The organism is Antarcticimicrobium sp., from assembly GCF_029212575.1.
In the GTDB taxonomy this organism is placed as follows: Bacteria; Pseudomonadota; Alphaproteobacteria; order Rhodobacterales; family Rhodobacteraceae; genus Antarcticimicrobium.
Genome location: NZ_JARGPK010000056.1, coordinates 239549 through 260745 on the forward strand (window position 1 = coordinate 239549; position 21197 = coordinate 260745).

22 protein-coding genes are annotated in these 21197 nt (G+C 68.1%); 15 read left to right on the top strand and 7 right to left on the bottom strand.

From position 1 onward, the window contains the following. Positions 1-59: 59 nt before the first annotated feature. Together P1U75_RS13390 and P1U75_RS13395 are read left to right on the top strand one after the other, a co-directional pair. On the top strand, positions 60-746 hold the full coding sequence (locus P1U75_RS13390; protein ID WP_300244220.1) for a glutathione S-transferase: 687 nt from the start codon (positions 60-62) through the stop codon (positions 744-746). A gap of 123 nt (positions 747-869) precedes the next feature. Next, positions 870-2384 carry a YifB family Mg chelatase-like AAA ATPase gene (locus tag P1U75_RS13395; protein ID WP_300244222.1) on the top strand — a complete coding sequence of 505 codons (1515 nt, stop codon included), beginning with the start codon at positions 870-872 and terminating at the stop codon, positions 2382-2384. Here P1U75_RS13395 and P1U75_RS13400 read toward each other — a convergent pair. From P1U75_RS13400 to rsmI, 5 genes are all read right to left on the bottom strand, one after another. After that, positions 2350-2961, bottom strand: a complete 612-nt coding sequence (locus tag P1U75_RS13400; RefSeq protein ID WP_300244311.1) for an alpha/beta hydrolase fold domain-containing protein — start codon at positions 2959-2961, stop codon at positions 2350-2352. The genes P1U75_RS13395 and P1U75_RS13400 overlap by 35 nt on opposite strands. A gap of 5 nt (positions 2962-2966) precedes the next feature. After that, the gene (locus P1U75_RS13405; protein ID WP_300244224.1) at positions 2967-3272 is read right to left on the bottom strand and encodes a hypothetical protein; all 306 of its coding nucleotides are present in this window, start codon (positions 3270-3272) and stop codon (positions 2967-2969) included. Further along, positions 3269-4204 carry a glutathione synthase gene (gene gshB / locus P1U75_RS13410; protein WP_300244226.1) on the bottom strand — a complete coding sequence of 312 codons (936 nt, stop codon included), beginning with the start codon at positions 4202-4204 and terminating at the stop codon, positions 3269-3271. Before gshB ends, P1U75_RS13405 begins: the two co-directional genes overlap by 4 nt. A 91-nt stretch (positions 4205-4295) precedes the next feature. Next, a complete protein-coding gene (locus P1U75_RS13415) occupies positions 4296-4715 on the bottom strand; it encodes a YraN family protein (RefSeq protein ID WP_300244228.1) in 420 nt (139 codons plus the stop codon). A 4-nt stretch (positions 4716-4719) separates the two neighbouring features. Next, the gene (rsmI, locus tag P1U75_RS13420; RefSeq protein WP_300244230.1) at positions 4720-5577 is read right to left on the bottom strand and encodes a 16S rRNA (cytidine(1402)-2'-O)-methyltransferase; all 858 of its coding nucleotides are present in this window, start codon (positions 5575-5577) and stop codon (positions 4720-4722) included. An 86-nt stretch (positions 5578-5663) separates the two neighbouring features. On the opposite strand from rsmI, the gene P1U75_RS13425 reads away from it, so the two are divergent. The 4 genes from P1U75_RS13425 (at position 5664) to P1U75_RS13440 (ending at position 11562) form a co-directional block, all read left to right on the top strand. Then, positions 5664-6839, top strand: coding sequence for a penicillin-binding protein activator (locus P1U75_RS13425; RefSeq protein ID WP_300244232.1), 1176 nt, complete (start codon positions 5664-5666; stop codon positions 6837-6839). Positions 6840-6906: 67 nt separating this feature from the next. Further along, on the top strand, positions 6907-9630 hold the full coding sequence (locus P1U75_RS13430) for a [protein-PII] uridylyltransferase (protein ID WP_300244313.1): 2724 nt from the start codon (positions 6907-6909) through the stop codon (positions 9628-9630). Positions 9631-9742: 112 nt separating this feature from the next. Then, on the top strand, positions 9743-11284 hold the full coding sequence (gene murJ, locus P1U75_RS13435) for a murein biosynthesis integral membrane protein MurJ (protein WP_300244234.1): 1542 nt from the start codon (positions 9743-9745) through the stop codon (positions 11282-11284). 86 nt (positions 11285-11370) lie between these two features. Beyond that, complete coding sequence (locus P1U75_RS13440; RefSeq protein WP_300244237.1) at positions 11371-11562, top strand: DUF2892 domain-containing protein; 192 nt, start codon at positions 11371-11373, stop codon at positions 11560-11562. Between the two features lie 63 nt (positions 11563-11625). On the opposite strand, the gene P1U75_RS13445 is transcribed toward P1U75_RS13440, so the two are convergent. Then, a complete protein-coding gene (locus P1U75_RS13445) occupies positions 11626-12312 on the bottom strand; it encodes a rhomboid family intramembrane serine protease (RefSeq protein WP_300244239.1) in 687 nt (228 codons plus the stop codon). 105 nt (positions 12313-12417) lie between these two features. Between P1U75_RS13445 and trpS the strand changes: the two genes are divergently transcribed. Continuing rightward, positions 12418-13446, top strand: coding sequence for a tryptophan--tRNA ligase (gene trpS, locus P1U75_RS13450; RefSeq protein WP_300244241.1), 1029 nt, complete (start codon positions 12418-12420; stop codon positions 13444-13446). 83 nt (positions 13447-13529) lie between these two features. On the opposite strand, the gene P1U75_RS13455 is transcribed toward trpS, so the two are convergent. Continuing rightward, positions 13530-14579 (bottom strand): Glu/Leu/Phe/Val dehydrogenase dimerization domain-containing protein, encoded by a 1050-nt coding sequence (locus P1U75_RS13455; protein ID WP_300244243.1) that lies wholly within the window; start codon positions 14577-14579, stop codon positions 13530-13532. A 150-nt stretch (positions 14580-14729) separates the two neighbouring features. Between P1U75_RS13455 and P1U75_RS13460 the strand changes: the two genes are divergently transcribed. The 8 genes from P1U75_RS13460 (at position 14730) to P1U75_RS13495 (ending at position 21193) form a co-directional block, all read left to right on the top strand. Further along, the gene (locus tag P1U75_RS13460; protein WP_300244245.1) at positions 14730-15188 is read left to right on the top strand and encodes an Lrp/AsnC family transcriptional regulator; all 459 of its coding nucleotides are present in this window, start codon (positions 14730-14732) and stop codon (positions 15186-15188) included. An 88-nt stretch (positions 15189-15276) separates the two neighbouring features. Continuing rightward, positions 15277-16140 carry a branched-chain amino acid aminotransferase gene (locus tag P1U75_RS13465; RefSeq protein ID WP_300244248.1) on the top strand — a complete coding sequence of 288 codons (864 nt, stop codon included), beginning with the start codon at positions 15277-15279 and terminating at the stop codon, positions 16138-16140. A 70-nt stretch (positions 16141-16210) separates the two neighbouring features. Next, a complete protein-coding gene (locus P1U75_RS13470) occupies positions 16211-16666 on the top strand; it encodes a universal stress protein (RefSeq protein ID WP_300244251.1) in 456 nt (151 codons plus the stop codon). A gap of 99 nt (positions 16667-16765) precedes the next feature. Then, positions 16766-17329 (top strand): NifU family protein, encoded by a 564-nt coding sequence (locus P1U75_RS13475; protein ID WP_300244254.1) that lies wholly within the window; start codon positions 16766-16768, stop codon positions 17327-17329. A 20-nt stretch (positions 17330-17349) separates the two neighbouring features. After that, positions 17350-18000: a tRNA (adenosine(37)-N6)-threonylcarbamoyltransferase complex dimerization subunit type 1 TsaB gene (tsaB, locus tag P1U75_RS13480; RefSeq protein WP_300244256.1), complete on the top strand. Its 651-nt coding sequence runs from the start codon at positions 17350-17352 to the stop codon at positions 17998-18000. Next, a complete protein-coding gene (locus P1U75_RS13485; RefSeq protein WP_300244258.1) occupies positions 17997-18443 on the top strand; it encodes a GNAT family N-acetyltransferase in 447 nt (148 codons plus the stop codon). Before tsaB ends, P1U75_RS13485 begins: the two co-directional genes overlap by 4 nt. Positions 18444-18582: 139 nt before the next feature. Further along, entirely contained in the window at positions 18583-19581 is a 999-nt protein-coding gene (locus P1U75_RS13490) for a BMP family ABC transporter substrate-binding protein (protein ID WP_300244260.1), read from the top strand. A gap of 73 nt (positions 19582-19654) precedes the next feature. Continuing rightward, positions 19655-21193, top strand: coding sequence for an ABC transporter ATP-binding protein (locus P1U75_RS13495; RefSeq protein ID WP_300244263.1), 1539 nt, complete (start codon positions 19655-19657; stop codon positions 21191-21193). Positions 21194-21197: the final 4 nt, after the last annotated feature.

The following is a 21197-nucleotide window of genomic DNA, read 5'->3' on the forward strand; positions in this document are numbered from 1 at the left end:
CGCACCGCCGCACAAATCGTCGTTAGGCGAAACCGCTCCGCGCGGCCCATCCTGCGCCCATGACCTATGATCTCTATCTCGGCGATGCGATGTTCTCCAGCTGGTCGCTACGCGGCTGGCTGATGTTCGAAAAATTCACCCTGCCCGTGCGCAGCCATTTCGTCGGCCTCTACAGCGGCACCATGGCCGCCGACCTCGCGCCGCTGGCCCCGGCGCGGCTGGTCCCGGCGCTGCGGCTGCCGGACGGAACGGTGCTGGGCGAGACACTGGCGATCGCCGAAACCCTGGCCGAACGCCACCCCGATGCCGGGCTTTGGCCGGCGGACCCGGCCGAGCGCGCCACCGCCCGCTGGCTCTGCGCCGAGATGACCAGCGGCTTTTCCGCCCTGCGCGCCGACTGCCCGATGCAGTTGCACAGCCAATACCGGGGCTTTGCCCCCTCGCCCGCCGTTCAGTCCGATCTTGCACGGATCGAAACCCTCTGGGCCCACGCCCGCGGCCTCTCCGGCGCGGCCGAGGGCTGGCTGTTCGGTGCCTACAGTCTGGCCGATGTGTTCTACACCCCGGTCGCCGCCCGTATCCTCGGCTACGAGCTGCCGGTGAGCGCGCCCGCCCATGCCTATTGCACCGCCCTGCTCTCGGATCCGGCGGTGCGGAAATGGCGCGACATGGCGCGCGAGGTGACCTACGATCCGCTGCCCTACGCCCTCGACCTGCCCAGCGGGGACTGGCCGATCCCGGACTGATCCCGCCGCTTCTTCTCGTTTCAAATACTCATCTCCGACGGTCGCTCCGGCGCCAGCGTTAACCATTCCTAAACCACCCGCCCGCTAGCGATGGTCTGTCCATCACCGGCACAGGGGCGGCCCATGGTCTCACGCGCCTATACCGTCGCCTTCCAGGGGGTCGAGGCCCGCCTTGTCGAGGTGCAATGCGCCGTCACCCCCGGGCTGCCGGCCTTTGCCATCGTCGGCCTTCCCGACAAGGCGGTGTCCGAGGCCCGCGACCGGGTCCGCAGCGCGCTCAGTGCGCTGGCCATCGCGCTGCCGGCCAAACGCATCACCATCAACCTCTCGCCCGCCGACCTGCCCAAGGAGGGCAGCCATTTCGACCTGCCGATCGCCGTGGCGCTGCTGGCCGCGCTCGGCATCATCCCCGACGACGCCACCGAAACCGCCGTGGCCCTGGGCGAGCTGTCGCTCGACGGCACGCTGATCGCGGTGCCCGGCGCGCTGCCCGCCGCGATGACCGCCGCGCAGGAGGGGCGCAGCCTGCTCTGCCCCGCCGCCTGCGGCGCCGAGGCCGCCTGGGTCGGCGATTGCCAGGCGATCGGCGCCGAAAGCCTGGGCGCGGTGATCCGCCATGCCACCGGTCAGGCCCCGATCGCGCCGGCCGAGCCCGGCGAGGTCACCGCGCCCCCCGCCAACCGCGACCTGCGCGACGTCAAAGGCCAGGAACGCGCCAAGCGCGCGTTGGAAATCGCCGCCGCCGGGCGCCATCACCTGATGCTGGTCGGCCCGCCCGGCTCGGGCAAATCCATGCTCGCCGCCCGCCTGCCCGGCCTGCTGCCGCCGCTCACCCCGACCGAGGCGCTGGAAACCTCGATGATCCAGTCGCTCTGCGGCGTACTGGAGGAGGGCGGGATCAGCCGCACGCGCCCGTTCCGCGAACCGCATCACACCGCCTCGATGGCCGCCATCGTCGGCGGCGGTCGCGGCGCCCGCCCGGGCGAAATCAGCCTGGCCCACAACGGCGTGCTCTTCATGGACGAGTTTCCCGAGTTCTCGCGCACCGTGCTGGAAACCCTGCGCCAGCCGATCGAGACCGGCGAGGTGATGGTCGCGCGCGCCAACGCTCATGTGACCTATCCCTGCCGCTTCATGCTGGTGGCCGCCGCCAACCCCTGCAAATGCGGCTATCTCTCCGATCCGCAGCGCGCCTGCGCGCGGGTGCCGCAATGCGGGGCCGACTACCTCGGCCGCATCTCCGGCCCGCTGATGGACCGCTTCGATCTGCGGGTCGAGGTGCCCCCCGTCGGTTTCACCGATCTCGACCTGCCCGCCGACGGCGAACGGTCCGAGAGCGTCGCCGCCCGCGTCGCGGCGGCGCGCGAGGTGCAGGCGGCGCGCTTCGCCGACCATCCCACCGCCCGCCAGAACGCCGACGCCGAGGGCAACCTGCTGGACCGGATCGCCGCGCCCGATGCCGAGGGGCGCGCGTTGCTGACAAAGGCGGCCGAGCGCTTTGGCCTCTCGGCGCGCGGCTATCACCGCATCCTGAGGGTGGCGCGCACCATCGCCGATCTGGATGGCGCACAGGACGTCCGGCGGTCACATCTGGCCGAGGCGCTCAGCTTTCGCCTGACCGCCTCGATTGCCGCCTGATCCATCCCGCGAGGTCGCGCAGCGTCGCCTCGCCCTCGCGCAGGTAGCGCCAGAAGAACGGCCAGACATGCGGCAGATCGCGCGCCACGGTCATATCGACCGCAACCCCCTGCGCGCGCAGATGCGCCGCCATCCGGCGGCTGTCGTCCAGCATGATCTCGGTATCCCCCACGGTCAGCCAGACCGGCCCCGCCCCGGTGAAATCGGCAAAAAGCGGCGAGGCGAGGGGTTGCGCCGGGTCGGCGCCCTGCAGGTACATCTGCGCCATGTCCCTGTCCCGCCCGGCGGGCAGCATCACGTCGCGCGCCGCGTTGGCGCGAAAGCTTTCCCCGGAAAACCCGAGGTCGGTCAGCGGGGAAAAGGCGAAACTCGCCGCCGGCAAGGCCGCCCCCCGCGCGCAAAGATCCCCCAACAGCGCCAGTGCCAGCCCGCCACCGGCGCTGTCGCCGCCCAGCACGATCCGCCCCGCCGGAACACCCGAGGCGATCAGCGCCTCGAACGCCGCCCGCGCGTCCTCCACCGCCGCCGGAAACGGATGCTCGGGCGCCTTGCGATAATCGGGCAGGCAAACCGGCACGCCGGTCAACTGCGCCAGCCGCGCCGCCAGCGCCGCATGGGTGCGGGGGCTGCCGAAACGTAAGCTCCGCCATGGAAATACAGGATCGCCCCGCCGTTCGGCGCCCCCTCGCCGACCCAGAGCCCCTCCAGCGCGCCCGCGCCCGTACCCAGCCGCGTCGGCACGACGGGCACGTCGCGCGGCGGACGGAACAGCCAGCGCGCGCGGCGCTCGAAACTGGTGCGAATCACCTTCGGGTCGCGCACCCGGGCGAGATAGGGTTTCTCCGTCAGCCGCAGGATCAGGTTGAGGGCGACGCGCTGCCAGCTCATCCGGCGCGCGCTTCCACCGCCTCCCAGATCTGCGCGGCCACGTTGATGCCGTCGAAGCGTTCCAGTTCCTGGATGCCGGTGGGCGAGGTCACGTTGATCTCGGTCAGGTAATCGCCGATCACGTCGATCCCGACAAAAACCTGGCCCTTTTCCTTCAGCAGCGGCCCGATGGCGGCGCAGATCTCCAGGTCCCGCTCGCTCAACCCGATCTTTTCCGGCCTCCCGCCCACATGCATGTTCGAGCGCGTCTCGCCCTTTGCCGGAACCCGGTTGATCGCGCCCACCGGGGCGCCATCGACCAGGATCACCCGCTTGTCGCCGTTGCTGACGTCGGGCAGGAATTTCTGCACGATCAGCGGCTCGCGGCTGAACCCGGTGAACAGCTCGTGCAGCGAACTCAGGTTTCGGTCATTGACATCGAGCCGGAACACCCCGGCGCCGCCATTGCCGTAGAGCGGTTTCAGGATGATGTCGCCGTGCTTGTCCTTGAACTTGCGGATGGTGGCCAGGTCGCGCGCGATGGTGGTCGGCGGGGTCAGATCCGGGAAATCCAGCACCAGCAGCTTCTCGGGGTAATTGCGCACCCAGAACGGGTCGTTCACCACCAGCGCCTGGCCCTTCAGCCGGTCGAGCAGATGGGTCGAGGTGATGTAATGCATGTCAAAGGGCGGGTCCTGCCGCAGCCAGACCACATCCCACTCGGCCAGGTCCACCTCGCGCGCCGGCCCCAGCACCGCCGGATCGCCCGGCACCCGCTGCACCGTGAAATCATGGCCCCGCGCGGTGATCCGCCCCTCCTGGTAGGCCAGTTGGTCCGGCCCGTAGAAGAACAGCTCGTGCCCCCGCGCCTGCGCCTCCTCGGCCAGCCGAAAGCTGCTGTCTGCATTGATGTCCACGGCCCCGATCGGGTCCATCTGAAAGGCGATCTTCATGGCTCTGTTCCCTGTTCCGGCAGCACGGTCCAAGGATACATGGCCCAGCGGGCCGGGGGGTTCAATGGGGATCGGCCATGATCAGCGCGGATCAGGCGCCGAAGGCGTTCTCGACGATCTCGAATGCGCCGCGCCCATCGACCAGTGCCACGTCGAACCGCGCCTCGGTGAACTGGCCCGCCGGTTCGCCCTCGAGGAATTCGCTGGCCGCCGAGTACAGCCGCTGCATCTGCCGCGCGCCGAGGCGTTCCGCGGCGGTGGCAAAATCCCGCGCTGCCTTCACCTCGATGAAGATCACGCCCGCGTCCCGGCGCGCGATCAGATCGATCTCGCCGCCCTTGCCGCGCCAGCGCCGCCGGGCAATCGAAAAACCGCGCCGCTGGTAATCCCGCGCGATGCTGTCCTCGGCCGCCGTGCCGGATCGATAGGCCCGAAACCCCCGGTTCCGGCGGTCGGCCACAGGCCCCGCGCGGCCAGAGTATTCCGCAATATCTGCCCCGAAATCCAGCATCGCTTCACCCTTTCGACAGCCCCAGCGCCATCTGATAAACCTCGCGCCGCTTCTGCCCGTGCATCCGCGCCACCAGGTCGGCGGCATCGCGCACCGAATGCGTCTCGAGAGCCGTGCGCAGGTCCGACTCTATGTCGGATGCGCTAACGTTCGGTAAATGTCCGCGATCCACCAGGATCACGATCTCACCCCGTGGCGGGTCGTCCGCGGCGCCCTCGGCCAACGCGGCCAGGGTGCCCCGGCGCACCTGCTCGAACTTCTTGGTCAGCTCCCGACACAGCGCCGCCGGCCGCGCGCCGCCGAGAACATCGGCCATGTCGGCCAGGCTCGCCGCCGCGCGCTTGGGCGATTCGTAGAACACCAGCGTTCCGGGAATCTCGCGCAGCGCCTCCAGCCGCGCCCGCCGCGCCTGCGTCGCGTTCGGCAGGAAGCCGTCGAAAAAGAACGCATCGGTGGGCAATCCGGCCAGCGTCAGGGCCGTTGTCACCGCCGAAGGTCCCGGCGCCGAGGTCACCGTGTACCCCGCCTCCGAGGCGGCCCGGCTCAGATCATACCCCGGGTCCGCGATCAGCGGCATCCCGGCCTCCGAAGCATAGGCGACCGAGCGCCCCTCGCCCAGCGCGGCCAGCAGTTTCGCCCGCGCCGCCGGCCCACTGTGGTCGTGATAGGCCAGGATCCGCCGCCCCTCGAGCGGCACCCCGTGGATCTCCATCAGCCGGCGCAGGCTGCGGGTGTCCTCGGCGGCGATCACATCGGCCGAGGCCAGCACATCCAGCGCCCGCAGCGTGATGTCCCGCGCCGTCCCGATCGGGGTGGCGATGAAATACAGCCCCGGCAACAGGGAGACTTTTTGGTGATTCAACGCTGGACCCGACCTTTCAGTGCTTTATGATCCGGACCGGATTGGCACGCGGCGCCAGACCGCCGGATCAGGGAGTATATGTCGTCATGTTTGCCGTTTTCACCTCCGCCCGCAAGGCGGCGCTGACCGTTCTCGCGCTTCTGGCGGCCCTCGTCCTGTCGGCCTGCGACACCGCCATGGTGGGCGGCGGCGGACCGACGATCAATACCTCGAAGCCGGTGCCGGTGGCGCTGCTGGTGCCCCGGGGCTCGGGCCACTCCGGCGACGCGGTGCTGGCGCAAAGCCTTGAAAACGCGGCGCGCCTTGCGATCACCGATCTGCAGAACGTGCAGATCGACCTGCGCGTCTATGACACCAGGGGCGATGCGGCCACCGCCGCCGCGGTGGCCAGCCAGGCGGTGAACGAGGGCGCCCGCATCCTTCTCGGCCCGGTCTATGGCGAGGCCGCGAACGCGGCCGGGCTGGCCGTGGCGGGGCAAAACATCAACGTGCTGTCCTTCTCCAACAACACCACCATCGCCGGCGGCAACCTCTTCGTGCTCGGTCCGACCTTCGAGAACACCGCCCGGCGGCTGGCCAGTTATGCCAAGCGGCAGGGCAAGACCAGCGCGGTGATGGTGCACGGCTCCGACGTCTCCGGCCAGGTCGGGCGCAACGCGATCCGCGCCGCCCTGGCCGAGGCCGGGCTGCGCGAGGCCGGCGCGGTCTCGCATGAGCTGTCGCAGCAGGGCGTCATCAACGCGGTGCCCGCGGTGCGCGACGCGGTGCAGACCCAGGGCGCCGACACCCTGTTCCTGACCGCCACCACTGCCGGCGCGCTGCCGCTGTTCTCGCAGCTTCTGCCCGAGGCCGGCGTGTCGCCGCTGACCACCCAGTACATCGGCCTCACCCGCTGGGACATCCCGGCACAAACGCTGGCGCTGCCCGGAGTCCAGGGCGGCTGGTTCGCATTGCCCGACCCGGCCCTTTCTCAGCAGTTCCGCGACCGTTATGCCCATACCTACGGCGGCCCGCCGCACCCGATCGGCGGGCTGGCCTATGACGGTATCGCCGCCATCGGCGCGCTGGTGGGGGCGGGCAAGTCCGACGCGCTGACTGGCGCCGCCCTGACCCAGAGCGCCGGGTTCAAGGGCGTCGGCGGCATCTTCCGGCTGCGCCCGGACGGCACCAACGACCGGGGTCTCGCAGTGGCCACGATCCAGAACAAACAGGTGGTTGTGATTGACCCTGCCCCAGCAAGTTTCTCCGGCGCCGGGTTCTGATCCCGCCGCGCCTGCGGCCCGCATCCTGCCGGTTCCGCCCGGCCCGCTGATCGGCGACGAGGCCGCCATTTTCGATGCCGCATCCGTGCGCGCGCAGATCGACGCGGCGGCCTCGGCCACCACCGACCCGGCAGTGATGCGGGCCGAGGCGGTGCGCATCCTGCGCGCCGCGCAGGACACCGGCCGCGCCGCCATTGCCGAGGCCTTCGCCGAACAACCCTTTGCGGCGCGCCCGCTGACCCGCTCCTATACCTATCTCACCGACGGGCTGGTCACCGCCGCGCTGCACCTGGCCACCACCCATCTGCACCCGCTGCCCAACCCGACGCTGGCCGAACATATCGCGGTGATCGCCGTCGGCGGATACGGCCGGGGCGAGATGGCCCCGTTCTCGGACGTCGATCTGCTGTTCCTGACCCCCTACAAGATCACCGCCTGGGCCGAGAGCGTGATCGAATCGATGCTCTACACGCTCTGGGACATCAAGCTGAAGGTCGGCCATGCCAGCCGCACGATCCGCGACTGCCTCCGGCTCGGGCAGGAGGATTTCACCATCCGCACCGCGATGCTCGAACATCGCTTTCTCGCCGGTCACGTGCCGCTGGCCGAGGAATTCGACGCGCGGCTGAAATCCGACCTGTTCTCCGACAACGGCCGCGATTTCATCGAGGCCAAACTTGCCGAACGCGAGGCGCGCCACCGCAAGCAGGGCGAACGCTATGTGGTCGAGCCCAACGTCAAGGAGGGCAAGGGCGGGCTGCGCGACCTGCAATCGCTGTTCTGGATCGCCAAGTACATCCACGGGGTGCAGGACGCCGCCGAACTGGTGCCTCTGGGCGTGTTCCGCCCCGACGAGTTCGACCGCTTTGTCCAGGCCGAGGATTTCCTCTGGGCGGTGCGGTCCCACATGCACCTGATCACCGGGCGGCCCACCGAACAGCTCACCTTCGATCTGCAGGTCGAGGTGGCCGAGCGAATGGGCTACCGCGACCGGGCCGGGCGGCGCGGGGTTGAGATCTTCATGCAGCGCTACTTCCGCGAGGCCACGGCGGTGGGCGACCTGACGCGGATCTTCCTGACCAAGCTGGAGGCGACTCACCTCAAGAGCGAACCCCTGCTGGAACGCATCTTCCGCCGCCGCCCCAAGGTACGGGCGGGCTACCAGGTGATCAACAATCGCCTCGCCATCGCCGACCCCGAGGCGTTTCTGGCCGACAAGCTGAACCTGCTGCGGATCTTCGAGGAGGGGCTGCGCACCGGCATGCTGATCCACCCCGACGCGATGCGGCTGGTGACGGCAAACCTTGAGCTGATCGACGACGAGTTGCGCACCGACAAGGAGGCGCAGCGCCTCTTTCTCGACCTGCTGCTCAAGCACGGCAACCCCGAGCGCGCGCTGAGGCGGATGAACGAACTGGGGGTCCTGGCCGCCTTCATCCCCGAGTTCGAACCGGTCGTGGCGATGATGCAGTTCAACATGTACCACAGCTATACCGTGGACGAGCACATTATCCAGTGCATCGCCCAGCTCGCCAAAATCGAACGCAACGAGCTGACCGAATCGCTGCCGGTCGCCTCCAGCATCTTGGAACGCGGGGTCAACCGCCGGGTTCTTTATGTCGCGCTGATGCTGCACGACATCGCCAAGGGCCGACCCGAGGATCATTCGATCCTCGGCGCCAAGATTGCCCGGCAGATCGCCCCGCGCCTGGGCCTGAACAAGTCCGAGACCGAAACCGTCGCCTGGCTGGTGCGCTATCACCTGCTGATGTCGGACACCGCGCAGAAACGCGACATCGCCGACCCGCGCACGGTGCGCGACTTTGCCAAGGCGGTCAAAACCGTCAAGCGGCTCGACCTGCTGACCGTGCTCACCGTCTGCGACATCCGCGGCGTCGGACCGACCACCTGGAACAACTGGAAGGCGGCGCTGCTGCGCGCGCTCTATCGCCAGACCCGCAGGGCGCTGGAAACCGGGATGGAGGATCTCACCCGCGAGAACCGCGGCACCGAGGCCAAGAAGGCGCTGCGCGCCGCCCTGCCTGACTGGCCCAAACCGGTGCTCAAACTCGAAACCGGCCGCCATTACCCTCCCTACTGGCAGGGGCTGCACCTCACCGCGCATGTCGATTTCGCCGAGATGCTGCGCGAGCTGGAGGACAGGGGCGACCCGGCCGAGATCATCATCCGCCTCTATCCCGACGAGGACCGCGACGCCACCCGCGCCTGTTTCGTGATGGGCGACCATCCCGGCATCTTCGCCCGCATTGCCGGCGCGCTGGCGCTGGTCGGCGCCAATGTCGTGGATGCGCGCAGCTATACCACCAAGGACGGTTACGTCACCGATGCCTTCTGGATCCAGGATAGCGACGGCCACCCGTTCGAGGCCGCCCGCCTGCCGCGTCTGCGCCAGATGATCCACAAGACGCTCAAGGGCGAGGTGGTGACCCGCGACGCGCTGAAATCCCGCGACAAGATCCGCAAGCGGGAAAAGGCCTTCAACGTGCCGACCCACATCACCTTCGACAACGACGGATCCGAGATCTACACCATCATCGAGGTCGACACCCGCGACCGCCCCGGCCTGCTCTACGATCTGGCCCGCGCAATGGCCTCGGCCAATGTCTATATCGCCAACGCGGTGATCGCGACCTATGGCGAACAGGTGGTCGACAGCTTCTACGTCAAGGATATGTTCGGGCTGAAATACCACTCCAAATCCAAGCAGAAATCGCTCGAGACCAAGTTGCGGCAGGCGATCGACGAAGGCGCCGAGCGCGCCGAAACCTGACACCCGCACGCGGTGCGCGCCCCTTCCCCATCGCGCGCAAAGCGGCTAAGCCTGCCGCGAAACCGCATGAAAGGGCGCCTGACGTGCCGACCCCAGCCCGCGCGAGCGCAGGATGAAACCGATCCGCCTGATGGCCGGGTTCTTCACCGTCGGCGTCTGGACGCTGGCCAGCCGCGTGCTGGGCTTTCTGCGCGACGCGATGATCCTCGCGCTGCTCGGCACCGGCCCACTTTACGAGGCCTATGTGGTCGCCTTCCGGCTGCCCAACCTGTTCCGCCGCTTCTTCGCCGAGGGCGCCTTCAACATGGCCTTCGTGCCGATGTTCTCGAAAAAGTTCGAGACCGGGGAAAACCCGCAGCGCTTTGCCGAGGATGCACTCAGCGGGCTGGCCTCGGTGCTGATCGTGCTGACGCTGCTCGCGCAGGTGGCGATGCCCTGGCTGATCTTTGCCATGGCCAGCGGCTTTTCCGGGCAGGAACAATTCGCGCTGTCAGTGGACTTCGGGCGTATCGCCTTTCCCTATATCCTGTTCATCTCGCTGGCGGCGCTGTTCTCGGGCATCCTCAATGCCACCGGCCGGTTCGCCGCCGCCGCAGCAGCACCTGTGCTGCTGAACGTGCTGCTGGTCTCGGCCATGGCGGCGGCGCATTGGCTGGGCGGCAACGTCGCCCAGGCGCTGATCTGGGCGATCCCGGCGGCGGGCGTGGCGCAACTGGCGCTGGTCTGGCGCGCCGCGGCTCAGGCCGGGTTCCCGCTGCGGCCGCGCCGCCCGCGCTGGACACCGGAACTGGCCCGGCTGGTGCGGGTGGCGATCCCCGCCGCGCTGGCCGGCGGCGTGGTACAGATCAACCTGCTGGTCGGTCAGCAGGTCGCCAGCTATTTCGACCGCGCCGTGGGCTGGCTCTACGCCGCCGACCGGCTCTATCAACTGCCGCTCGGTGTGGTCGGCATCGCCATCGGCGTGGTGCTGCTGCCCGATCTCTCGCGTCGGCTGGCCGCGCGCGACAACGACGGCGCGCGCCATGCGCTCAGCCGCGCCGCCGAGGTCTCGCTGGCGCTGACCATCCCCTCCGCCGTGGCCCTGGTGGTGATCCCGCTGCCGCTGGTCTCGGTGCTGTTCGAACGCGGCCAGACCACCGGCGCCGACAGCGCCGCCATCGCGCAGGCGGTGGCGATCTACGGGCTCGGCCTGCCCGCCTTCGTGCTGCAGAAGATCCTGCAACCGCTGTTCTTCGCCCGCGAGGACACCCGCACGCCGTTCCGCTACGCGCTGGTGGCAATGGCGATCAACGCCGCCGCCGCGATCGGGCTGGCGCCGGTGCTGGGCTGGCTCGCCCCCGCCGTCGCCACCACCCTGGCGGGCTGGGCGATGGTGCTGCTGCTGGTGCGCGGCGGTCGCAGGTTCGGTGACGTGGCCCGCTTCGACGCCCGCTTTCGCACCCGGATCTGGCGCATCTGCCTGGCCGCAGGGCTCATGGGCGCCGTGCTCTGGGTGGCCGCCGCGGGGCTGGCGCAGGCGCTCGATACCGGCGGGCTGCGCTACCTGGCGCTGGCCGGGCTGGTGGGCCTGGGCATCGTGGCCTATTTCGCCATCGCCCATGTGATCGGCGCGGTGCGCCTGTCGGAATTTCGCCGCGCCCTGCGCCGCGGCTGACCTCCGCGACAACTTTTCCGAACGCCCTTCCGCCGCACTGACGTATCATCGCGCATGTTGACTGTGATTCCCTGAAAGGAAACGCCATGCTGCGCAACGAAGGCTCCATCGACCGCATCCTGCGCGTCGTCTTCGGCCTCGCCCTGCTGTCGCTGATCTTCGTCGGCCCCAAGACCATGTGGGGTCTGGTCGGTTTGATCCCGCTGCTGACCGGGCTTGCGGGCTACTGCCCGCTCTACCAGGTGCTGGGCTTCAGCAGCTGCCCGATGAAGAAATAGCGATACCCGAAAGACAGGCGGCTATGCCGGCGGGTCCATCGGCCGGCATAGCCGCGACATGCCTTACTCGTGCCGGATCTTGCCGCGCATCCGGGCCCAGCCCCCCGGCGAGACGAAGAACGACAGCGCGAAACCGGTGGCAAAGCCGCCCAGGTCGGCGACCCAGTCGGCGCTGCCGCCGAAGATCAGCCCGAACACCAGCTGTATCCCCATCAGCATCGCGATCAACGAAAACGCCCGTGTCTGGTTGGCCCCGACCATGCCCAGCCGCCGCCACAGGATGAAGGTGAACGCCCCGATCAGCCCGTAGACGGCGGGAAACCCGCCCACCAGCGGCATCGGGTCGTCAAGCAGCAGCGCATAGATCAGCGCGCCGCCCACCGCCGAGAGCAAGAAGATCGCCAGCATGGCAAGGCTGCCAAAGATCTCGCCCACCATCTTGCCCATCGCCAGCACGAAGACCCCGACGAAAAGCGCATGGGTGAACGAGGTATGCACGAAACTGTAGGAGACAAAGCGGATCAGATGCTCCGCCGGCCAGACCCCGCTGTCCCACATCCAGTCTACGATCTCGCCGGAAAAGGCATAGGACTGGATCGCCGACAACCGCCAGCCTACCGCCGCCGGCCCGCCGACAATTCCGCGCGCGCCAAGGAAAAACGCGATCTCGATCCCCATGATCACCAGGAACAGCGCCGCCACCACCGGCGGCAGCGGGTTGACCGCCCCGTTATGCGGCTCTTGGTCCATGCTCGGATCTCCTCATGCCTGCCTGCCGACCGGCGCCGGTTGACGCCACCCGGTGCCATGGGTAAGCGACACGAGTTCATTTATCCAGACGGGAGTTGTCGCAAGATGACCGAGACCACCTTCACCCAGCGGGTGTTTTCCGGGATCCAGCCCTCGGGGAACCTGCACCTGGGCAATTATCTCGGCGCGCTCAAGCGGTTCGCCGATGCGCAGAATAACGGCATCGAGTCGATCTATTGCATGGTCGACCTGCACGCGATCACCGTCTGGCAAAACCCCGAGGATCTGCGCCGTGCCACGCGCGAGCTTTGCGCCGGCTTCATCGCCTCGGGGATCGACCCGGAGAAATCCAGTCTCATCAACCAGAGCCAGGTGCCCGAACACGCCCAGCTCGCCTGGATCTTCAACTGCGTCGCGCGCATGGGCTGGATGCAGCGCATGACCCAGTGGAAGGACAAGGCCGGCAAGAACCAGCAGAACGCCTCGCTCGGGCTGCTCGCCTACCCCTCGCTGATGGCCGCCGACATCCTGATCTACCACGCCACCCACGTCCCGGTGGGCGAGGATCAGAAACAGCACCTGGAATTGACCCGCGACATCGCCGCCAAGTTCAACCACGACTACGGCGTCGACTTCTTCCCGCTCACCGAACCGGTGATCGAGGGCGCCGCAACCCGGGTGATGAGCCTGCGCGACGGCTCCAAGAAGATGTCGAAGTCCGATCCCTCGGATGCCAGCCGGATCAACATGACCGACGATGCCGACACCATCGCCAGGAAGATCCGCAAGGCCAAGACCGACCCCGAGCCGCTGCCGGACAACACCGACGCGCTGGAGGAGCGCCCCGAGGCGCGCAACCTGGTCAACATCTACGCCGCGCTGGCCGATACCTCGGTGGAACAGGTGATCGCCGATCACGCCGGCCAGAACTTTGCCACCTTCAAGCCCCTGCTCGCCGATCTGGCGGTGGCCAAGCTCGCCCCCATCGCCGGCGAGATGAGCCGCCTGATGGGCGAACAGGACGAGATCGACCGCATCCTGAGCCGTGGCGCCGAACGCGCCCGCGCGATCACCGCGCCGATCCTGCGCCGCACCTATGACATCGTCGGCATGGTCGGCCCGGTCGAGGGCTGAGATCCGCCGCGGCGGACCCGGAAAACAAGGCCCGGACGTTCCGTACGATCCGGGCCTTTTTCTGTACGCTTTCCGGGCCGTGCTCAGGCCGCGTCGTGGCGCAGCCGTTCGGCCACAATCTCCTCGGCCACGTCGTTCGGGCTCACCCCCCTCTGCGCCGCGCGGGTCAGGGTGCGGTCCATGGTCGCGTCCAACTCCCCCAGTTTCTCCGCCACCCAGGACGGGTGGTCCGCGATCCGCAGGATCTCGGTCGCCACGTTGATGATGCCCCCGCCATTGGCAATGAAATCAGGCGCATAGAGAATGCCGCGCGCGTGCAACCGCGCGCCGTCCCCGGCCGTGGCAAGCTGGTTGTTGGCGCCGCCCGCCACCGCCTGCACCCGCAGGTCGGGGATCGAGACCTCATTCAGCACCGCCCCGATGGCGCAGGGCGCTAGGATCTCCGCCTCCACCGTCAGGATCGCCTCCGGCGCCACCACCCGCGCGGCAAACCGCGCCTGCGCCTCGGTCACTGCACTGTCATTCAGGTCGGAGACGATCAGTTCGGCCCCGGCCCGGTGCAGCAGGTCGCACAGGTGCAGGCCGACATGGCCCAGCCCCTGCACCGCCACCCGCAGCCCCGCCAGGTCGGATGATCCGAACCGGTGCCGCGCGGTGGTGCGGATCGCGTTGAAGATGCCGCGCGCGGTCACCGGCGAGGGGTCGCCGCTGGCAAAGGGCCCATCGGCCAGCCCGGCGACGAACCGCGTCTCGGTGCCGACCCGCGCCATGTCGGCGGGCGTCATCCCCATGTCCTCGGCGGTCCAGTAGCGCCCGCCCAGCGCCTCAACCGCGCGGCCGAACGTGGCCAGCATTTCCGGGGTCTTGTCCCGCGCCGGATCGCCGATGATCACCGCCTTGCCGCCGCCCAGCGGCAGCCCGGCGGCGGCGTTCTTGAAGGTCATGCCGCGCGACAGCCGCAGCGCATCCTCCAGCGCCGCGGCCTCGTCCGCGTAGCTCCGCATCCGCAGCCCGCCCGCCGCCGGGCCAAGCTGGGTCGAGTGAATGGCAATGATGCCGCTCAGCCCGCTGTCGGCGTCCCGCACGCGCAGGACCTGTTCGTGGTCCTGCGTTTCGATCTGCGTGAGCTCCATCTTCATCTCTCCGTTTTCCTGGGGTTTCTTCCTGGGCTTTCACGTGATTTTGCCATTCTAAAGAGATCGATTTTCACCAATAATACGCGCAGAGATCGTAATTTTTGAAGGTTTTCACCACAATGACTCATTCAGACAGGGAAAATTCGCATGGACAGGATTGATCGCAAAATCATCCGCGCGCTGCAGCGCGACGGGCGCATGAAGATCGCCGACCTGGCCGAAGCCGCCGGCCTTTCCCCGACTCCCTGCGCGCGGCGGTTGGAGCGGTTGCAGTCCGACGGCGTGATCACCGGCTTCGGCGCCCGGGTCGATGCCGAAAAACTGGGGCTGCCGGTCTCGGTCTTCGTCTCGGTCGAACTTGGCCGGCAGGACCGCGCCGCGATCGACGCCTTCGAACGTGCCATCGGGGCCTGCGACGAGGTGATGGAATGCTACCTGATGACCGGCTCGCGCGATATCCTGCTGCGGGTGGTCTGCGCCGACCTCACCGCCTTTGACGCCTTTCTGGAAAACCGGCTGATGCAGATCCCCGGCATCCGCAACCTGCGCTCCAACTTCGCGCTGCGCACGATGGTTCGGCGGTCGGCGCTGCCGATGCGCGGCTGATCCCGGCCGGAGCCGGGCGCGACATCTTGCGGGGCTGGACCTTGCCCCGGCTTCTTTCTAACGTCCGCGCCGAAGCAAGGAGAGCACCATGGCAACCGGCACCAACATCCGCACCTATTACAACGGCACCTGGCACGATGGCGACACCCCGATCATCCGCGCCGCCGATCACGGCGCCTGGCTGGGCTCGGGGGTGTTCGACGGTGCCCGCTTCGTCGATGGGCTGATGCCCGACCTCGACGCCCATTGCGCCCGCGTCAATCGCTCGGCCGCGGCCCTGATGTTGACCCCCACGGTCGAGACCGCGCAGATGGTCGAGATCGTCAAGGAGGGGCTGGAAGCCTACGCCAAGGGTGCAGCAGTCTACATCCGGCCGATGTACTGGGGCATCAACGGCGACGCCACCGCGATCATCCCGCAGAAGGACGAGACCGGCTTTGCGGTCTGCCTGGAGGAAATCCCGATGGCCCCGCCCGAGGCCAGCGTGACGCTGACCCGCACCCGGTTCCGCCGCCCGGTGCTGGAGGATGCGGTGGTCAACGCCAAGGCCGGCTGCCTTTACCCCAACAACGCGCGCATGCTGGCCGAGGCCCGCGCCAAGGGGTTCAACAACGCGCTGGTCGGCGACGCCATGGGCAATGTCGCCGAAACCGCCACCGCCAACGTCTTCATGGTCAAGGACGGCGAGGTGTTCACGCCGATCGCCAACGGCACCTTCCTGGCCGGGATCACCCGCGCGCGGCACATGAAGCACATGCGCGCCGACGGCATGACGGTGCATGAAACCGTGCTGAGCTTTGCCGATTTCGAGGCCGCCGACGAGATCTTCCTGTCCGGCAACATGAGCAAGGTGACCCCGGTCAGCGCCTTTGAGGAAAACCAGTACCAGGTCGGCCCGGTCACCCGCCGGGTGCGCGACATGTACTGGGACTGGGCCAGATCGGAAAGCTGACCCGCCTGAACCCCGCGCTTGCCTGACCCCACGGGATCGGGCATCATCCGCGCGCAAGGAGACGCCCCGAATGCGCAAGTTTCTCGTCGTGCTCGACGACAGCCGCGAATGTCTGAACGCCATGCGGTTCGCCGCCATGCGCGCCGCCCATACCGGCGGCGGCGTGGCCATCCTCTCGGTGATCCCGCCGGAGGAGTTCAACCACTGGATCGGCGTCGGCGAGGTGATGCGCGAAGAGGCCCGCGAACGCATCCACGCCCATTTCGAGGTTTTTGCCAAGTGGATGCGCGACAAGCAGGGCGTCGACCCCGAACTGGTGATCCGCGAGGGCGAGCCGGTTGAGGAGATCATCGAACAGGTCCGCCAGGATTCCGAGATCGGGATTCTGGTGCTGGGTGCCGGCACCGGGCGCAAGGGGCCCGGGCCGCTTGTTACCCAGATGACCAAGAGTTCGGGCAGCCTGCCAATCCCGATCACCATCGTGCCGGGCGACCTGAGCAAGGAAAAACTCGAGGCGATCACCTGACCGCAGGGGCGGCGCGGGCTGACTTAGAACCGTTCCAAACCTTGACGCCTCGCGGCTTCGGCCGCATATAGGGGACAACCCAGCAAAGGTGCATGTCAGATGTTCATCCAGACCGAATCGACCCCGAACCCTGCAACCCTGAAATTCCTGCCCGGCCAGACCGTGCTGGAGGCCGGCACCGCCGATTTCGCCTCGGCCGAGGCGGCGGAGAAATCGCCGCTGGCCAGCCGCATCTTTGCCGTCAACGGCGTGACCGGCGTATTCTTCGGCAATGATTTCGTCACCGTCACCAAGACCGACGATGTCGACTGGGATCACATCAAGCCGGCGATCCTGGGCGCGGTGATGGAGCATTACCAGTCCGGCGCCCCGGTGATGGAGGGTGCGGGCGACCCCGCCTCGGGCCATGCCGAGTTCAGCGGCGAGGATTCCGGGATCGTCGCCCAGATCAAGGAACTGCTGGACAGCCGCGTGCGCCCGGCCGTGGCGCAGGACGGTGGCGATATCACCTTTCATGGCTTTGAGCGTGGCGTCGTCTATCTGCACATGCAGGGTGCCTGCGCCGGATGCCCGTCTTCGACGCTGACCCTGAAGATGGGTATCGAGAACCTGCTGCGCCACTATATTCCCGAAGTGGTCGAGGTGCGCCCCGTCGCGGTCTGACCGACCGCCAGGCCACCCCGATGGTGCAAGACCCCCTGATCCTGTCGTTCGACACCTCGGCCGCGCATTGCGCGGCCGCAGTGCTGTCCGGCGACCGCCTCCTTGCCGCGCGCGGCGAGGACATGGGCCGCGGCCAGGCCGAACGGCTGTTTCCCATGCTCGAAGAGCTGCTGGGTGAGGCCGGTATCACCTGGCGCGACCTGACCGCCATCGGCGTCGGCGTCGGCCCCGGCAATTTCACCGGCATCCGCATCGCGGTCTCTGCCGCGCGCGGCCTTGCACTGGGGCTCGGCATACCGGCGGTGGGGGTCTCCAGTTTCGACGCGCTGCGCGAGGGGGCGGCGGGACCGGCTCTCACTGCCGTATCGGCGCCGCGCGGGGCGGTCTATCTCGATCCGCCGGACACTTCCCCGTTGGGGCCAGTGCAGCCTGACGCGCTTTCTTCCGGCATCGCGGGGAGCGGGCTGGACGTGATCGGCGCCGAGGCCGACACGCTGGCGCGGCTGACCGGCGGGCGCGCCCTGCCCCCCGCCTATCCGCTGGCCGAGGCCATCGCGCGCGCAGCCGCGCGCCAGGTCGGGCCGGAGGCGCCCCGGCCCAGGCCGCTCTACATCCGCCCCGCCGACGCCGCCCCTTCGCGCGAGGTGCCGCCGGTGCTGCTGGACGGATGACCAACGCGCCGACGCCCGAGGCGATGGCCGCGACCCATGCCGCCGCCTTTGCCCCGTCCCGCCCCTGGCGGGCCGAGGAGTTCTCAGACCTGCTGGCCACGCCCGGCTGTTTCGCCACCGGCGACGCCGCCTGTTTCGCGCTGGTCCGGGCGATCGCGGGCGAGGCGGAACTGCTGACCATCGCCACCCACCCCGAGCACCGCCGCCAGGGGCGCGCCCGCGCCTGCATGGGGGCATGGTTGGCCGAGGCCATGTCGCGCGGCGCGTCGCGGGCCTTTCTCGAGGTCGCCGCCGACAACCCTGCGGCACGGGCGCTCTACCGCGCGATGGGGTTCGCCGAGACCGGCAGACGCCCCGGCTACTATCCGCGCCCGGGCCGGCCGGCGGTGGACGCGGTGATCATGTCCTGCGCGTTGCCCCAGGGTCAGCGCACCGAAACTTGAACCAATTGGTCAAATGCGGCTTGACCGGCCATGCCTGCTGCGGCCTAAATTGGCAGATCACGCCACTCGGTACGCGCGTTATCGTCCAACCGGACCTGCGGCGTTCCGCAACCAGAACAAATAAACCGGGAGTATAACGATGACCCTTATGAAATCCCTGATGGGGGCCGCCGCCGCGATCGCCCTGAGCACGGGCGCCGCACTTGCCGAACCGGCGCTGATCTTTGATCTGGGCGGCAAGTTCGACAAGAGCTTCAACGAGGCCGCCTTCAACGGGGCACAGCGTTGGGCCGACGAGACCGGCGGCAGCTTCCGCGAGATCGAACTGCAATCCGAGGCCCAGCGCGAACAGGCGCTGCGCCGTTTCGCCGAGGCCGGCGCCAACCCGATCATCACCATGGGCTTTGCCATGGCCGATCCGCTCAGCAGCGTCGCCCCCGACTATCCCGACACCAAGTTCGTGGTGGTCGACGTGACCTGGATCGAGGGCGACAACATCCGCCAGATCGGCTTTGCCGAGCATGAGGGCTCCTACCTGGTCGGCATGCTGGCCGCGATGGCTTCCAAGTCCGGCACCGTCGGCTTTGTCGGCGGCATGGACGTGCCGCTGATCCGCCACTTCGGTTGCGGCTATGCCCAGGGCGTCAAGGCGGTCAACCCGGACGCCAAGATCATCGCCAACATGACCGGCACCACCCCCGCCGCCTGGAACGACCCGGTCAAGGGGTCGGAGCTGACCAAGGCGCAGATCAGCCAGGGCGCCGACGTGGTCTATGCCGCCGCCGGCGGCACCGGCGTGGGCGTGCTGCAGACCGCCGCCGACGAGGGCATCCTGTCGATCGGCGTGGACAGCAACCAGAACCACCTGCACCCGGGCAAGGTGCTCACCTCGATGCTGAAACGCGTCGACGTGGCGGTCTATGACGCGATGAAAGCCGGCGGCGACGTGGAAACCGGCGTCTTCGTTCTGGGCCTGGCCGAGGACGGCGTCGGCTATGCACTGGATGACAACAACGCCGCCCTGATCAGCCCGGAGATGAAGGCCGCCGTGGACGCGGCGCGCGAACAGATCATCGCCGGCGATCTGAAGGTCACCAGCTACTACGAAAACGACAGCTGCCCGGTTCTGGACTTCTGATCCGGTCCCGGAGCAAGGTTGAACGGGCCGTGCGGATCGCACTGCACGGCCCGCGTTTTCAGGTGGGGGCCATATGACCGGCACATCTCCAGCCATCGAACTGCGCGGCATCTCCAAGGCGTTCGGCCCGGTGCAGGCCAACAAGGACATATCGATCAGGGTGATGCCGGGCACGATTCACGGCATCATCGGTGAAAACGGCGCTGGCAAGTCCACGCTGATGAGCATCCTCTACGGTTTCTACAAGGCCGACGCGGGCGAGGTCTTCATCCGCGGGCAAAAGACCGAGATCCCGGACAGCCAGGCCGCCATCGCCGCCGGGATCGGCATGGTGTTCCAGCATTTCAAGCTGGTGGAAAACTTCACCGTGCTGGAAAACGTCGTGCTGGGGGCCGAACAGGGGCGGCTTCTGCGCCCCTCGCTGGCGCGCGCGCGCAAGATTCTGTCCGACCTCGCCGCCGAATACGAACTGAACGTCGACCCGGACGCGCGCATCGACCGGATCGGCGTCGGCATGCAGCAGCGGGTCGAGATTCTCAAGGCGCTCTACCGGCAGGCCGACATCCTGATCCTCGACGAGCCCACCGGCGTGCTGACCCCGGCCGAGGCCGATCACCTGTTCCGCATCCTCGACAACCTGCGCGCCGAGGGCAAGACCATCATCCTGATCACCCACAAGCTGCGCGAGATCATGGAGATCACCGACACCGTCAGCGTGATGCGGCGCGGCGAGATGACCGCAACGGTCAAGACCGCGGACACCAACCCCGAGGAACTGGCCGAGCTTATGGTGGGCCGCAAGGTGCTTTTGCGGGTCGACAAGGTGCCGGCAAAGCCCGGCAAGACGGTGCTGGAGGTGCAGAACCTGCGCGTCCGCGACCACCAGGGGGTGGAGCGCGTCAAGGGTATCGACCTGACCGTGCGCGCGGGCGAGATCCTCGGTATCGCGGGGGTGGCCGGGAACGGCCAGTCGGAATTGCTGGAGGTTCTGGGCGGCATGCGTCCCGGCGCCGGCGACGTCACGCTGAACGGCGCGCCGCTGCCGCTGGAGGGCCGCGGCTCGGACGGCCAGTCGCGCCGCGCCGCAGGGATTTCCCATGTCCCGGAGGACCGCCAGCGCGAGGGGCTGATCATGGAGTTCCACGCCTGGGAAAACACCGCCTTTGGCTATCACCACGACCCGGTCTATCAGCGCGGGCGCCTGCTGATGAACAACGCGGCCCTGCAGCGCGACACCCAGGCAAAGATGGACAAGTTCGATGTCCGCCCTCCCGATCCCTGGCTGACGGCCAAGAATTTCTCCGGCGGCAACCAGCAGAAGATCGTCGAGGCCCGCGAGATCGAGCGCGGCCCCGACCTGCTGCTGGTGGGCCAGCCCACCCGCGGGGTGGACATCGGCGCCATCGAGTTCATCCACCGCCAGATCGTCACCCTGCGCGACCAGGGGGCGGCGATCCTGCTGGTCAGCGTCGAACTGGACGAGATCCTGTCGCTGTCGGACCGGATCGCAGTGATGTTCGATGGCCGGATGATGGGCGAGCGTCTGCCCGATCAGACCGACGAGACCGAGCTGGGCCTGCTGATGGCCGGCGTTTCCGGCAAGGCGGCGTGATGCG

Coding starts and splice junctions, on each gene's coding strand:
- trpS (WP_300244241.1), top strand. CDS start 12,418: ATGACCGAGACCACCTTCACCCAGCGGGTGTTTTCCGGGATCCAGCCC.
- P1U75_RS13470 (WP_300244251.1), top strand. CDS start 16,211: ATGCGCAAGTTTCTCGTCGTGCTCGACGACAGCCGCGAATGTCTGAAC.
- P1U75_RS13465 (WP_300244248.1), top strand. CDS start 15,277: ATGGCAACCGGCACCAACATCCGCACCTATTACAACGGCACCTGGCAC.
- tsaB (WP_300244256.1), top strand. CDS start 17,350: ATGGTGCAAGACCCCCTGATCCTGTCGTTCGACACCTCGGCCGCGCAT.
- P1U75_RS13405 (WP_300244224.1), bottom strand. CDS start 3,272: ATGAGCTGGCAGCGCGTCGCCCTCAACCTGATCCTGCGGCTGACGGAG.
- P1U75_RS13495 (WP_300244263.1), top strand. CDS start 19,655: ATGACCGGCACATCTCCAGCCATCGAACTGCGCGGCATCTCCAAGGCG.
- P1U75_RS13395 (WP_300244222.1), top strand. CDS start 870: ATGGTCTCACGCGCCTATACCGTCGCCTTCCAGGGGGTCGAGGCCCGC.
- P1U75_RS13390 (WP_300244220.1), top strand. CDS start 60: ATGACCTATGATCTCTATCTCGGCGATGCGATGTTCTCCAGCTGGTCG.
- P1U75_RS13455 (WP_300244243.1), bottom strand. CDS start 14,579: ATGGAGCTCACGCAGATCGAAACGCAGGACCACGAACAGGTCCTGCGC.
- P1U75_RS13485 (WP_300244258.1), top strand. CDS start 17,997: ATGACCAACGCGCCGACGCCCGAGGCGATGGCCGCGACCCATGCCGCC.
- P1U75_RS13460 (WP_300244245.1), top strand. CDS start 14,730: ATGGACAGGATTGATCGCAAAATCATCCGCGCGCTGCAGCGCGACGGG.
- P1U75_RS13445 (WP_300244239.1), bottom strand. CDS start 12,312: ATGGACCAAGAGCCGCATAACGGGGCGGTCAACCCGCTGCCGCCGGTG.
- P1U75_RS13425 (WP_300244232.1), top strand. CDS start 5,664: ATGTTTGCCGTTTTCACCTCCGCCCGCAAGGCGGCGCTGACCGTTCTC.
- P1U75_RS13440 (WP_300244237.1), top strand. CDS start 11,371: ATGCTGCGCAACGAAGGCTCCATCGACCGCATCCTGCGCGTCGTCTTC.
- P1U75_RS13415 (WP_300244228.1), bottom strand. CDS start 4,715: ATGCTGGATTTCGGGGCAGATATTGCGGAATACTCTGGCCGCGCGGGG.
- P1U75_RS13490 (WP_300244260.1), top strand. CDS start 18,583: ATGACCCTTATGAAATCCCTGATGGGGGCCGCCGCCGCGATCGCCCTG.
- P1U75_RS13475 (WP_300244254.1), top strand. CDS start 16,766: ATGTTCATCCAGACCGAATCGACCCCGAACCCTGCAACCCTGAAATTC.
- murJ (WP_300244234.1), top strand. CDS start 9,743: ATGAAACCGATCCGCCTGATGGCCGGGTTCTTCACCGTCGGCGTCTGG.
- gshB (WP_300244226.1), bottom strand. CDS start 4,204: ATGAAGATCGCCTTTCAGATGGACCCGATCGGGGCCGTGGACATCAAT.